General features: G+C 62.6%; 14 protein-coding genes and 1 pseudogene. 12 read left to right on the top strand and 3 right to left on the bottom strand.

Annotated elements, in window-relative coordinates:
* The 5 genes and pseudogenes from BFN67_RS18960 to BFN67_RS18940 all read left to right on the top strand — a co-directional run.
* Positions 1-290 (top strand): annotated as a pseudogene (locus BFN67_RS18960) (hypothetical protein); the annotation flags it as partial.
* A gap of 78 nt (positions 291-368) precedes the next feature.
* Positions 369-1028, top strand: a complete 660-nt coding sequence (locus tag BFN67_RS18955) for a ParA family protein (protein WP_080921084.1) — start codon at positions 369-371, stop codon at positions 1026-1028.
* The gene (locus tag BFN67_RS18950; RefSeq protein ID WP_192856881.1) at positions 1025-1348 is read left to right on the top strand and encodes a chromosome partitioning protein ParB; all 324 of its coding nucleotides are present in this window, start codon (positions 1025-1027) and stop codon (positions 1346-1348) included. The genes BFN67_RS18955 and BFN67_RS18950 overlap by 4 nt, the downstream gene beginning before the upstream one ends.
* A gap of 86 nt (positions 1349-1434) precedes the next feature.
* A complete protein-coding gene (locus BFN67_RS18945; RefSeq protein WP_080921083.1) occupies positions 1435-1812 on the top strand; it encodes a type II toxin-antitoxin system RelE/ParE family toxin in 378 nt (125 codons plus the stop codon).
* Positions 1793-2128, top strand: a complete 336-nt coding sequence (locus BFN67_RS18940; RefSeq protein ID WP_080921082.1) for a helix-turn-helix domain-containing protein — start codon at positions 1793-1795, stop codon at positions 2126-2128. The genes BFN67_RS18945 and BFN67_RS18940 overlap by 20 nt, the downstream gene beginning before the upstream one ends.
* 342 nt (positions 2129-2470) lie before the next feature.
* Here BFN67_RS18940 and BFN67_RS18930 read toward each other — a convergent pair whose 3' ends face one another.
* From BFN67_RS18930 to BFN67_RS18920, 3 genes are read right to left on the bottom strand one after another with little or no spacing between them, the layout of a single operon-like run.
* A complete protein-coding gene (locus tag BFN67_RS18930; protein ID WP_080921087.1) occupies positions 2471-2860 on the bottom strand; it encodes a hypothetical protein in 390 nt (129 codons plus the stop codon).
* Between the two features lie 11 nt (positions 2861-2871).
* Positions 2872-4497, bottom strand: coding sequence for a type IV secretory system conjugative DNA transfer family protein (locus BFN67_RS18925; protein ID WP_425349806.1), 1626 nt, complete (start codon positions 4495-4497; stop codon positions 2872-2874).
* Positions 4498-4532: 35 nt separating this feature from the next.
* A complete protein-coding gene (locus BFN67_RS18920; RefSeq protein ID WP_080921079.1) occupies positions 4533-4835 on the bottom strand; it encodes a mobilization protein in 303 nt (100 codons plus the stop codon).
* Positions 4836-5106: 271 nt separating this feature from the next.
* Here BFN67_RS18920 and traA point away from each other — a divergent pair, with 271 nt between their 5' ends.
* The 7 genes from traA (at position 5107) to BFN67_RS18885 (ending at position 13432) form a co-directional block, all read left to right on the top strand.
* Complete coding sequence (gene traA / locus BFN67_RS18915) at positions 5107-8904, top strand: Ti-type conjugative transfer relaxase TraA (protein ID WP_080921078.1); 3798 nt, start codon at positions 5107-5109, stop codon at positions 8902-8904.
* 8 nt (positions 8905-8912) lie between these two features.
* Complete coding sequence (locus BFN67_RS18910) at positions 8913-9665, top strand: DUF6118 family protein (RefSeq protein ID WP_080921077.1); 753 nt, start codon at positions 8913-8915, stop codon at positions 9663-9665.
* A gap of 323 nt (positions 9666-9988) precedes the next feature.
* Complete coding sequence (locus BFN67_RS18905) at positions 9989-10546, top strand: manganese efflux pump MntP (RefSeq protein ID WP_080921076.1); 558 nt, start codon at positions 9989-9991, stop codon at positions 10544-10546.
* Between the two features lie 130 nt (positions 10547-10676).
* Entirely contained in the window at positions 10677-11276 is a 600-nt protein-coding gene (locus BFN67_RS18900; RefSeq protein WP_080921075.1) for a recombinase family protein, read from the top strand.
* Positions 11277-11467: 191 nt separating this feature from the next.
* Positions 11468-11677: a ribbon-helix-helix protein, CopG family gene (locus BFN67_RS18895; RefSeq protein WP_025031070.1), complete on the top strand. Its 210-nt coding sequence runs from the start codon at positions 11468-11470 to the stop codon at positions 11675-11677.
* A gap of 193 nt (positions 11678-11870) precedes the next feature.
* The gene (locus tag BFN67_RS18890; protein ID WP_080921086.1) at positions 11871-12752 is read left to right on the top strand and encodes a helix-turn-helix domain-containing protein; all 882 of its coding nucleotides are present in this window, start codon (positions 11871-11873) and stop codon (positions 12750-12752) included.
* A gap of 242 nt (positions 12753-12994) precedes the next feature.
* Positions 12995-13432, top strand: coding sequence for a SprT-like domain-containing protein (locus BFN67_RS18885; RefSeq protein ID WP_245295341.1), 438 nt, complete (start codon positions 12995-12997; stop codon positions 13430-13432).
* Positions 13433-13490: the final 58 nt, after the last annotated feature.

Below are 13490 nucleotides of genomic sequence, written 5' to 3'. Positions count from 1 at the left end.
ATAATTCGAGCAGAAAATGCCGATGTTTGCGAGCAGAGGCGCTTATGTTGGCAAGCCGCTACAGCTATGCCCGCGTTTTTGCCGAGCTGGCGGCGCTGCCCGACTTTACCGCCCTCTATGTCGAGCTTTGGGACGACGCCGACGCCCGGAAGACGCGTAAGGCGAAGTCGGCCAGCAAGACCCGTTACACCTGCCCGTCATGTGAGTTGAACGCCTGGGCGAAACCCGGTGTCCGCCTGATGTGTGGCGAGTGCAGCGAGCCAATGGCGGCCGCCGAGGAAGCGGAGTAGTTAACCCTTCCTAGATGAAAACATGCTTTCATGTAGTAGAAAAAGCATGTAGTCGTTATTTCATGAAAGGATGCAATCATGATTACAGTGGCGTTCTGCACACAGAAGGGCGGGACCGGCAAGACGACGATAGCGACGGCGCTTGCAGTCGCGGCGCACCTGGCCGGGAAGAAATCGGCCCTGCTCGACCTCGACCCACAGACGAACGCCGTCAACTGGTTCGACCGGCGCAAGGACGACGGTCCGGACGTTGCCTCGATCCAGCCCGGCGCTATCCGGCGCTCGCTGGACGCCTATCGCGGCCTTGGCATGGATTGGGTGTTCATTGACACGCCCGGCAAGATGGACAGCGCTTCGACCGAAGCGGCCAAGCACGCCGATATAGTTTTGGTCCCGTCGCAGGCACAGATATTTTCGATCGAGACTTTGGAGCCGCTAAAGCGGCTGCTGGATATAGCCGGCAGTCCGCCCACGTTCGTTGTGCTCAATCTGGTGCATCCGAACGCCGGAGGCAGGGCGGTTGACGATGCCGCCGCGATTGCCGCGAGCTTTAACGTGAAGGTCGCCCCCATCCATGTGTCGCGACTGAAAACCTATGAGGACGCCCCGGCCTTGGGCCAGACGCCGCAAGAGCTGGAACCAAATGGTCGTGCGGCCCAGGAAGTCGCCGGCCTGTTCACGTTCCTTTCAGAACAGGCAAGCATGATTACAGGAAATCATGAAAGGATGAAATCATGAGCCGCAAGCCTTCGCTTCTCGCTACGGCGATCAAAACCACAGAGCAACCCGCATCCGCGCCGGAGGCCCCGCCAGAGCCGCAAAGGAGCGCGCCAAGCTCACCACAGCCGGCCGGGAGCTATGTTGCGCCCTCGCGAGCTAACAAGCTCGGCAGAACGCATTTCCTGCCGCCCGCTTATTGGGAGACGCTGGATGAAATCAGCTTTCGCAGCAGGGACGAGAAGGGCAAGCGGATTCCGAAGGAGCGCCTTGTTGGCGAGGCCCTGAACCTGCTTTTCGCCAAATACAATTATCCGGTTGTCCGCGAGGGCGACGAATAGGCAGGCATGCTTTCATGAAAGCATGAATTCATGTTTTTATGCACGCAGGCCGGTTGCAAATTATATCAGTTCAGGTATAAAATAGCATGAATGACGACGAGCGCCCGCTAGAATGGATCGGTAGCAGCTACAAAGACCTGATGCAGATTCCTGCCGATGTGCGGAAGTTTTTCGGTTTTGCGCTTAGTTTCGCGCAGCAGGGCGAGCAGCACGCCGCCGCAAAAGTCCTCAAAGGATTTGGCGGCGCTGGTGTCCTCGAACTGGTCGAGAACGACGCTGGCGGGACATATCGGGCCGTGTACACGGTCAAATTCGAGGAAGCTGTTTTCGTGCTGCATTGCTTTCAGAAGAAGAGCAAGAGCGGCATCGCCACACCGAAAGCGGACATGGACGTTATCCGCGCCCGGTTGAAGGTGGCGGAGATAGTGGCGAAGGAGATGAGACATGAGAACCCGCATCGTTAATGGGGTCGAGGTCACGACGAGTTCCGGCAATGTCTTTGCCGATCTCGGCCTACCCGATGCCGAAAAGCTGAAAATGAAATCCGGCCTGATGATCGAGATCACTAAGGCCGTGCGTCGGCTCGACCTTACACAAGAGGAAGCCGGGCGGCGCATGGGACTTCCGCAGCCGAAAGTGTCGGCGCTCCTACGGGGCGACTTCACAAACCTCTCGGAACGGAAGCTGATGGAATGTCTGAACCGGCTTGGTTACGACATCGAAATTACAGTGAAGCCGGCCGCCGATGCTGTCGGGCATATGACGCTCGCGGTAGCTTGATGGCAGAGCGCGCCGAGACCCTTGAGAAGAAGCCTAGCCGCCTTTTCCGCGAAATCGCGGAAATGGCGAGCGCTCAGCGTCGCCTCGGGATCATGGATGAGGCATCCTATGAGAAATCACAGCGCAGCGAGGCGCAGGCCAGGGGCGGCGCAATCATGCTTGCATGTAAGCGTGTAGGTAACCCGTCCCCGGCCGCCCCTACGGCCCTCGACAATTAGAGCGGGCCGGCCGGGGGCTAGCGTCGTGCCGAGCGGCGGAAGCCGCGACCCGCCCGGAGGCGAACGCGCCCCCACGTCGCGCTGTAGTGAGCCGGAGGGCCGCCAGTGACAAAGCCCCGGTGCGTCAGCGCCGGGACCGTTTTTCCCATCTGGCCGGCTCGGGCAGGGGGTTTTTGAACTTCTCGCGTAACCGCGCTTTCATTTCGTCGCCCGAAATACCTGGCCGGGAATCATCGGCGGCCGCCTGTATGCTGCGCTTGAGCAGTTCCCGGCGCAGATCGGCATGGGGTGCCAGTTCCTTATGCTCGCCCAGGATCACGAACACGGCTTCGGACGGATCAAGGAATTTGCCCTGTTCGATCAGGTCGAGCAGCCACAGGGCCAGCGACGGCGGCAAATAGGCTTCAAACCGCAACCCGCCCTCGTTGACGTGGTTGCGGAGCCGCTTGGCTTGTTCGACGGCATGGGCCTTGTCGGTGGGATCGGGCCATTCGGGTGCGTCGGTATCGGTCATGGTTTCATCCTTCATGCCTGGTCGAACAGCCCTTTGAACTCTGCATCGGCGTAATAGGCGAGCTTGCCGGCAACGATCGGCCGTTGACCGGCGAGGAACAGCAATTCGAGATTCTGCGGCAGGTTGCGGACCTCATCGGGGGTCAGCAGCGGCCGGGCCGTGTGTTGCTCGCCGTAGGTGATGCCGGTCTTATCGGCATCGAGGGCGCGGCTCATGGTCTGGAACACGACCGTCTCCTGTCCGAGCAGATCGGAGACGAGGCGGGCGCTATCGTGATCGTTGACGCCGAAGACCTGTAGGACGCCGGCGTTTGACAGGAAGGTGCCGGCGCGCTGGCCGTAAGTGGCGCGGAGCTGGTGAACGTCCTGCAGGATCGGCCAGAGCTGGACGCCGTAGCCGGCCATGAGGCCCATTGCGCGCTCGATGGGGGCCAGGTGCCCGAGGGCGGCGAACTCGTCCAGCAGATAGAGAACCGGAACGGCGGGCTTGCCGGGATCGCGGGCCATGTCGGTGAGGCTTTGCGCGACGAGCAGGCGCAGCCAGCGCGAATAGGTCGAAAGGCGATCGGGCGGCAGGACGAGGAAGATGGAGACGTTGCGGCGCTTGAGATCGGCAAAGCGGAAATCGGAGCGGCCGAGCACGGCCGTCATGCGGGGCGAGTCAAGGAAATGGGTATGGCGCTGCGCGGCCGACAGGACGCCGGCGGCTTCCCGGTCGGATTTGCCGAGATGACGATTTGCGGCGCGGGCGACCAGGCCGGCCGTTTCAGGGGATGCCTGCATGTCCTTCAGGAGCGTGGCGAAGGCTTCCGGGGCGAGTGTCAGATAGTCGCGCAGGGTGGCGAGGTTCCGGCGCTCACGCGGCTCCTGGGCGGCGATATGGAGGATCAGGCCGGCAATGAGGGCCTTGGCTTCCTCGTTCCAATGCGCCTCTCCGGCCATGCCCGGTTCATCGAACACGAGCGCGTCGGCCAGGGTGCTTGCATCCTCCGCGACATCGAGGCCGGTCGAGTCGAGCCCTTCCAGCGGATTGAAGGCGGCCGAGGGCAGGCCGGTGACGCCGAAGGGATCGAGCACATGGACCGGGCCGAACTTTTCGCGAGCGCGACCGGCGATCCTGGCATTCTCGCCCTTGGGGTCGATGCAGATCACGGAGCGGTCGGCGGTGAGCAGATTCGGAATGATGGTTCCCACACCCTTGCCGGTTCGGGTCGGTGCCATCGTCAACAGGTGGGCCGGGCCGTCATAGCGCAGCAATCTTTTGGACAGGCCGTCGCGCCCGATCAGCAGCCCGGAATCAGCGCGGGTGAGGGGCGCGACTTCCTTCTTCGTGGCGAAGCGGGCCGAGCCGTGGGTTTCGCCTTCCATGTCCCCGAAGTGGATAATCAGCGGATTGGTGATGAAACGGAAGGCGATCAAAGCCAGCGCCAGGAGCGTGACTAGATCGAGCGCGATAAAGGGAACGCTACCGGGACCGAAGCCCCATTGTTCAAGAAAGAACCGGCCGCCGAAGCCGATCACGAACAGCGCGACGATAAGGATAAACAGGACGACCAGCAGCGTTTGCCAGATACGGAAGGGCAGGGCGATCAGCGCGAGGAACGCCCAAAGTGGATCGCGGGCGGCAGCGCGCAGCATATTCTTGAATGCGGCCCATGCAAGCGTTGCTTGAATCACGATCCAGCCTCCCCGGTGCTCCCTGCCGTTTGTCCGGTTGCCGTCGCGCCGATCAGGTCGGCAAAGAGTTCCTTGTCACCGTCCCGCGTCAGGAAGCCGGGCAGCTCACGGCGCAACCAGTCGCCCAGGTTCCGGGAAAATTCGTCCTTTCCGTTTTCGAGACGATGCAGGACGAGCGCACCGAGCAGCACCTTGCGGCGCGTGTCGTTAGCACGTTCCTGTTTGCCAAGCCGTGCTTTCAGGCTGGCGCGTTGCGCATCCAGTTGAGCTAGACGTTCTTCGATGGATTTGCGCGCCATGCCTCAATCTCCTTTTCCGGTTGTTCGCCGAGACTATCATTCCCGGCCGTCATTTCCAGTTGTTTGCCGGCATCTCTTGAAAATTCGTCGGATTTGCAGCACAATCGCAGCCTCAGTTCATTGCATCTAGCTTGCCGCAAGCGCCACACCGAGCGACGAAAGAGCGAAGCGATTGAGTTGAGAAGGGCGCACTTACGAGTTACTGCGTAACTCAGCGCGCGTTGGTTAGTTGGCCAATGGAAAAGGTGAAACAGTAGCGGAGTGATCGACGTTGGCGATCTACCATTTGAGCATGAAGCCAGTGTCGAGGGCGAGCGGCCGCAGCGCCGTCGCCTCGATGGCCTATCGTGCGGGGGAGAAGCTGACCAACGAGCGGGACGGGATCACGCACGACTACACGGCCAAGCAGGGCGTGGAACATGCCGAGATCGTGTTGCCCGAGCCGGGTGCCGGCCCCATAGGCGTCAACGCCGATTGGGCGCGGGATCGGTCGGAGTTGTGGAATGCGGCCGAGTTTGCCGAGAAGCGCAAGGACGCCCGCGTTGCGCGGGAATTTGAGATCGCGTTGCCGCATGAGCTTTCGGCCGAGCAGCGGCTAGAGGCGACCCGAGAGTTCGCGCAGGAATTGGCGAACCGCTATGGCGCGGCCGTGGATTTCGCCATTCATGCGCCGCACGACGCCAGCGACGTTCGCAATCACCATGCCCATGTGATGATGACGACGCGGCAGGTTGCGCCCGATGGCCTTGGCGACAAGACCTATCTTGAGCGCGAAAACAAATGGCTGCTGGCGAACGACCTGCCGACGACCGACATGCAGCTTCGCGACCTTCGCCAGCGGTGGGAGGGGATCGCCAACGAGCGGCTGGCGATGGCCGGCCATGATATTCGCATCGACCATCGTTCGCACATGGAGCGCGGGCTTGAGATCGCGCCGACCGAACATATGGGCGTCCATGCCACACAGATGGAGCGGCGCGGCCTCGACGTGTCGCGCACGCGGCTGGACGAGGAAGCGGCGCAGCGTAACGCCGATCTTATCCGCGAGAAGCCGGAGCAGGTTCTAACCCTCATCACCGGGGAAAAGAGCGTGTTCGACCGGCGCGACGTTGCGCGGGCGCTGCATCGCTACATCAACGACGACCCGCAGGAGTTCCAGAGCGCCTTAGCGAAGGTGATGGCCTCGCCGGCGCTGGTGGAGTTGCAGCCCGAGCGCGCGGACCCGGCAACGGGCGAGATCGAGCTTGCGCGGTATTCGACCCGCGAAATGGTCGAGACCGAATCCGGCATGATCGAGAGCGCGCAGCGGATGCACGCGGCGCATGGTCATGGCGTCGATCGCCGGCATGTCGAGCGGGCCATAGAGCGCCAGGACGTCGCCATTCAGCGGACCGCCGGCGATGCTTCCGCTCGGCTGTCGGACGAGCAGCGCCGGGCGATCGAGCATGTCACCGGGCCGGAGCGCATCGCAGCCGTTGTCGGTTATGCCGGCGCTGGCAAATCCACCATGCTCGCGGCGGCGCGCGAGGCATGGGAAGCCGAGGGCTATCAGGTCCACGGCGCGGCCTTGTCGGGCAAGGCGGCCGAGGGCTTGGAGGAAAGTTCCGGCATCCAGAGCCGCACGCTCGCGTCATGGTCCCGCGGTTGGGAGAACGACCGCGGCCAGCTCGGCCGCGGCGACGTGTTTGTCATCGACGAGGCCGGTATGGTCGGAAGCCGCCAGCTTTCCCGGTTCGTCAACGAGGCCGAGGCGCGCGGGGCGAAGATCGTCCTTGTCGGCGACCATGAACAGTTGCAGGCGATCGGGGCCGGCGCACCGTTCCGGGCGATCACGGAAGAAATCGGCCATGCCGAGCTGTCCGAAATTCGCCGTCAGCGCGTGGACTGGCAGCGGAAGGCGTCGGTTGGCTTCGCCACGCACCGGACGGCCGAGGGGCTGGCGGCCTATCGGGATCGCGGCAATATCAGCTTTGCCGAAACCGGCGAGGACGCGCGCGGCGAGATCGTGCGCGATTACCTTGCCGATCGCGACGAGCGGCCGGACGGCACCCGTGTTGCGATGGCACATCGCCGCGCCGATGTTCGCGCCATCAATGAGGGTATCCGTTCCGAGCTTCAGGAGCGGGGCGAGTTGGCGCGTGTCAGGGAGGCCGGCGACAGCCTTGCGCCGGGCGACGTCGCCCCCGAGGTCGATCATGGGCGAGAAGGGCCGGGCCGTGCGCTGACCTTCCAGACCAATGACGGCAAGCGCGACTTTGCGACGGGCGACCGCATCGTGTTCCTCGAAAACAGCCGCGACCTTGGCGTGAAGAACGGAATGCTTGGCACGGTGGAAGCCGTCGAGCCGGGGCGCATCCTCGCCCGGCTCGACGGCGGCGCGCGTAGCGGGGAGGATCGCGCACGCACCGTATCGGTATCCATGAATGATTATCAGGCCATCGACCACGGCTATGCGACGACGATCCACAAGAACCAGGGCGCGACGGTCGATCGGTCCTTCGTGCTGGCGTCGGGGACGATGGACCGGCATCTAACCTATGTCGCCATGACCCGGCATCGCGACGGCGTGCAGCTCTACGCCGCCCAAGACGAGTTCACCAGCCGTCAAGCCGGCCAAACGTTGGCTTCGGGCCGCCTGGTCGAGCATGGGGCCGCGCCCTACGAGCACAGGCAAGGGAACAGCCAGAGCTATTTCGTGACGCTGGAAAACGACAAGGGGGAGCACCGCACCACATGGGGCGTTGACCTTGAGCGGGCCATGAACGAGCGCGCGCCGGAGATAGGGGACAGGATCGGCCTTCAGCATATGGGCTCGGAGCCTGTTCGCCTTCCGGACGGCCAGACGGTCGAGCGCCATTCGTGGAAGGCGCGGGACGCTGGCGAACTGGCCTATAGCCAGCTAGAAAGCCGGCTGTCGCGGTCGGGCGTGAAGGAATCCACGCTCGACTATACGCGCGACTTTGCCGAGCGGCGCGGGATCGCGGAGCAAATGGGCATCCGCAGCGAGATCGAGATTCCGCGCGAGCGGGAGCGTGAAAACCTGTCGCAATCGGAAAGATCGGTCCCGGCCTCTTTGGGCATAGAGGGGGGTGGGGACGAGGGCCGGGACCAGGCTCGCGAAGCCGCAAGCGCAGACAGATTGCGTTCACCGGTCGAGAAAAACAAGGGCGAGGATCTCCGTGCAGATCCTCGCAAGGATCCCGCTCAGGAGCGCGACGACGATCGGCAGCAGCGGCAGCGCCGAAATCCGTTCGAGGGCCTGAAACTCGGGCGCGGCGCGGCGGCCGAGCGCCCGCAGCAAGACCGCGCCGACGAAAAAGGTCCACAGATCGACCAGAAAGGGCCGGAGCAAGCCGAGCGGCAAGTTACCCGCAAAATGGGGCGGGGCATGTTCGACCGCTTGAAGCTCAATGCCTCAGTGGCGCGAGAGCGGCCGGAAAGGGAGGCGCGCGCGCGGCTGGCGCCGGCGCAAGCCAAACTCGGACAGAAGAGGCAGGCGGACCGTTTGCGGCCCATGTCCGGATTCGAGCAGTCGGTTGATCGCTTCGCCCGCGCCTGGTCGGCGGCCGAGCGACAAGATCGCCAGGGCCTCCCGGTGCTGGAAGGCCAGAAAGCCGAAATGCAGCAGGCCGGCCAGCAGCTCGACCACCACAGACCGGGAACGTCGCGGCTGATGGTGTCGGCCATGCGTCACGATCCGGAGACGGCGCGCACCATGACCGAGCTTTCCGGCCGGGAGCGCGTCGGCCAGCTCGTGGTCGGCATGGACCGGGAGCGCGCCATGCAGGCGGACCCGAATGTCAGGGCCGACCGGCTGATTAACCGCTGGCAGGAACTACAGGGCGAGCGCAAGGCGCTTCGTGGCTGGCAGCATGACGAGGCGCGCGGCAAGGTCGAGGGGCAAATGCGCAAAGTCGCCGGCATGATCGAGCGCGATCCGCAGGTTGAATCTATCGTACGCAACCGGGCGCAGGAGCTTGGCATCGATTCCCTTCAGCGGGATCGCAGCATCACCATGCAAATGGAGCAGCAGCTTACGCGAGGCCGCAGCCTCGGGCTTGAACGATAGGAGCAGGCATGACGGACGACGACAGGGAGCCATTCGAGCCGGAAGACATCGACAGCCAGGAGGCCGAGGCGGGCGACCCGGCCGAGGCGTTCGCGGCGTTGCGGCGCACGGTCGAAGACCTCGCCGGCGATCTCGGGCGGGAAATGACGACGATCCGCAAGGGCGTGGAAGCAGCGTTCGACCAGTACGAGAAAATCCAGCAGCCGCCCGACTATGGCGCGGACCTCGGCCAGATCGTCCAGCAGCTCGCTCATGTCGGGGAGCGGCTTGAGGCGGTCGAGAAATCGCCCATCTTGAAAAACGGTCCCGAACATTATGCCCGCGCGCTCGAGCGCAGCGGGGAAAGCCTCATCCACACCGCCGCGCAGCAGCTCGAGGGCAAGGGCCGCGACCTCGAGCGCGAGGCGATCAACCTGGCCGCCTACACCAAGAGCGCCTATGACCGGAAAAGCCAAGATTTCCGCATGTGGATGGCCGGTGTCGTCGGTTTGCTCGCCGGTGTGTTCCTGGTGCTGTTATTGCCGCGCTTCCTGCCGTTTTCGGCCGATAGCCATGTCGCGAGCCTGATCATGGGGCGGGATCGCGTCAGCGCCGGTTATGCCATTATCCGTGCCGCCGAGCCGAGTGAATCCGGCAAAATGGAATGGGGCCGAAAGTTCTACGATGCCAATGGAGGCGAGGTTTCAGCTTGCTTTGAGGCGGCGAGGCGAACCGGGAAAGACCAGAACTGCACCATTACCGTGCCGACGCCAGTCGAGTAGTTTGAGCGAGCGCAGGTTCCAGGATATGTGCGACGGCCGAGTATAGAAGCCCGAGACAATGCCTCACCTGCTAATGATTATTAAAAGCATAACTATTTGACAGTAATTGACTTTTTTGACTTTGACTTTCCCGGCGTCTTCTCTTATCTCCGTCGCATCGGGGAGTAGCTACCGCTGAATAAGCGGGACCATGCCAACAGGCTCGCGCGGTGCGCGTGGTGTGGTCAGCCGAATTGATCGGCCCAGCAAGACCGTGGTGAAGCTCGCCTTTGTCGGACAGGCGAGGGAGCACCCGGTTTCATCGTCCGTTTGGCTATTCTGCTATGTCTCCTTTTGCAATCACCCTGCTTGCTTTCAGTATGTCTGTCGATGCATTTGCGGTTTCCGTGGGTAGAGGGGCCGCCATTGGCCGCCCGCGATACTCCGAGGCGCTACGCACCGGCGCGGTTTTCGGTGTAGTCGAGGCAATCACGCCCGTTATCGGTTGGGCTGCCGGCGTTGCCGCAAGCAGCTTGGTCGAGGCCATTGACCACTGGCTCGCCTTTGGACTGCTCGCTACGGTTGGCCTTCATATGCTCTATGCGGCTTTATGGAAGAAAGCCGACGATGACCCTGTTGGCCGGTCGTTTACGGTATTGATAGCAACCGCGATCGGCACCAGCCTTGATGCAATGGCCGTTGGCGTTTCGTTGGCCTTCCTGAAGGTCAATATTGTTGTAATCGCGATCGCGATTGGTCTTGCGACGTTCCTCATGTCAGCGGGAGGAATGCTTGTCGGTCGCTTGATCGGCGAGCGCTTCGGCCGCATTGCGGAGGCCGTCGCAGGAATCGCGCTTTTCGGTCTGGGACTGTCAATCCTCATCGAGCATTTGACCGCTTAAACACTTGTCGCAAAATTCCTAAAACCTGCAACAGATCGGCCGCCCCCGGAAAATCGGGGTTTTTTTGTGTCGCATGTCATTGTCGCAAGTGGTAGAAAGCTTGCGACATGATTTGCGACAGGAGGGAGCCATGACCGACCGACCAGCTTCCGACGCCGGCCGAGTGTTCATCGGCTATGCCCGCGTTTCGACGCGCGGCCAGGACCTCGGCCAGCAGCGGGCCGCCCTGGGCGCGGCTGGCTGCGTTCGCATCTTTGAGGAAAAGGCTTCCGGGACGAAGCGAGACCGGCCTGAGCTGGCCCGGATGCTCGATCATTTGCGCGCCGGCGACGTGGTGACGATCACCAGGCTAGACCGCCTCGCCCGATCGACCGGCGACCTTCTGGCGATCGCGGAGCGGATCAAGGAGGCCGGCGCTGGCCTACGCTCCTTGGCCGAGCCGTGGGCCGACACCACGACGCCGGCCGGGCGCATGGTGTTGACCGTGTTCGCCGGCATCGCGGATTTCGAGCGTTCCTTGATCGTGGAGCGCACGAGCGCCGGCCGGATCGCGGCGAAGGCCCGAGGTGTGCGGTTCGGTCCTTCCCCTGCCCTCTCGGCCGAGCAGATTGCGCACGCCCGCCAGCTCATCCATGAGGACAAGAAGCCGGTTGCCGAAATCGCCCGGCTCTTTGGTGTGCATCGCGCCACGCTCTACCGGGCGTTAGATGGCGCGGCATCGGAAAGCTGACCGACGCTGATTTTGCGTCGCACGAAACAATCAAGCAAGCTCTTGAAAGCGCCCGCCCCGGCCCGTCGATTATCTGAGTCGCGCCAAGATCATGATCCGGTAGCGCCGGCCACCACAATGGAAACCCCACGATTTCAGCGGTTTGGATTCAAGGGGTTGTAGAATCGGAAGAATCGCGGTTTCATGTAACCATGAGTCGAACCGCTATACCTGTCAAAGAGAAGGTAGCCGCCCATCGGGAGCGGTTAAAGGCGGCCGGCCGTATCTATGTGAACACCGATCTTCCCGCCGATCTGGTCGCACGACTTGACCAGATCAAGGAAGCGAAGGGCGTGTCATCACGCGCCCCGATCATCGAAGAAGCTTTGAGGTTCTATATCGAGAACGCACCGAGGACATGAAATGAAAAACCCCTAGCCGTTAGCAGCGGCAAGGGGTTTTCGGATTTCGGAAACGGCTTTGTTAGGACCGCCTGAACAGCCCCTAACATAGTCGAGAGTGAACCACCCGGCAAGAGTGAGTCTCGCCGGGAACGGGGAATCTTTGTCCGCCGTCCGCGCCGTCATGTCCTCCGAATGGAAGGACGAAGGACAGATGTTGAGGACGCAAATCGCGGCCGCGATTGGCTGCGCGCGTGCGAACGCGCTTGATGAAATCATGCGGGAGGTCTGGACGCGCTACAGCGCCGGCCAGCTCTCCGAGGAAGACGCCGGCCAGCTCTCCGCGCTCGCCCAGGAGCGCCGGGCCGCATGGCGCGGATCGGGCCAAGCCGCGCTTGGCCTGGTCCTGCCTCCCCCGGCCGCACGCTGCCCGACGCCGGTTCGTCGGCGCAGCTATTTCAAGGGGCGATCGGAGGGCCGTATCTGGCAGGCGACGACGCGCAAGGACGTGCAGGCGATCTTGAGGGCGGCCGAAATCTACAACGAGGCCGGTTTGCGCGAGAAGAAGGGCGAGCGCAGCGGCCCGTTAGGGTCGATCGCGCTCGACGTGCTGCGGCTGTTCGTCAATCTCATCGACTTCCGTACCGGCCGGCTAGAGCCGTCAATCACCACGATCATGGACCGCCTGGGCCGCTCACGCGATACGATCGTGCGGGCGTTGAAGAACCTACGGGCGCATGGCTTCATCGACTGGCTGCGGCGCTACGAGCCGACCGGGAACGAGGGGCGCGGCCCCCAGGTGCAGCAGGCGAGCAACGCCTATCGCCTGTCCCTGCCGGAAAAGGCCCGGCAGTTCCTTGGCCGGTTCGGCAAGGCCCCTCCCCCTCCTGCGGATCATGGACAGGATCAGCAGGCATGGAGCGAGGCGATCGACGCCTACAAGAACGCTCTGCCCCTCGATGAGCGAACGCAGCTCGATGCCGGCGATAGCCCGCTTGGGCAGGCCCTTGTGAGGATGGCAAAGACCTTCATGAAACGTGAGTCCGATAACCAGACTGAATCCCCCTCTAATTCTATTCTCTATGTGAAAACATAAGCGGACGCCGCTGTTCGGGCCGCTCACGCGGCCCTGCGGCGGTTCCGGACCGCATAATAGGCGGTCCGACCCGGGACCCTCAGAGCAAAATCACCAACCCCCTCACCTGCGGCCAATGTCGTATGGGCTTTCGAAAGAAAGGGGGCGGCAAGGGCGGCGTAAAACATGAAATCATGTAATCATACTTGCATGTCATCCTAGGATGTGAGATTGTTGTTTCGTACGGTACAAAAGAGGCCGCCATGTCCCCCGCCAATCCCACCGCAAAAACCTATGCCGCGCTGAATCAGGCGTTCGATTTTTTCAACGATCGTCTGTTTGGCGGCGAGCTGCCGGCCTGCCTCGTGACGTTGCAGCGCAAAAACAAAGCCTATGGCTATTTCGCGGGCGGCCGGTTCGGATCGAAGGACGGCGCGGAGATCACCGACGAAATCGCACTGAATCCGTCGCATTTCAGAAGCCGCACCGACGAGCAGAGCCTTTCGACCCTCGCCCATGAGATGGCGCACCTTTGGCAGCACCATTTCGGCAAGCCGTCGCGCGCCGGCTACCACAACAAGGAATGGGCGGCGAAAATGCACGAGATCGGCTTGCACCCTTCGGATACCGGCCAGCCAGGCGGGAAGGAAACCGGGCAGTCATGCAGCCACTACATTGTCGAGGGCGGCCGCTATGTGTAGCGGCTTGCCAACATAAGCGCCTCTGCTCGCAAACATCGGCATTTTCTGCTCGAATTAT

The sequence above is a fragment of the Manganibacter manganicus genome, from assembly GCF_002075885.1.
Classification (GTDB): Bacteria; Pseudomonadota; Alphaproteobacteria; order Rhizobiales; family Rhizobiaceae; genus Mesorhizobium; species Mesorhizobium manganicum.
Note: the sequence above shows the minus strand (reverse complement) of the source record. Positions and strands in the feature narration are given on the sequence as shown.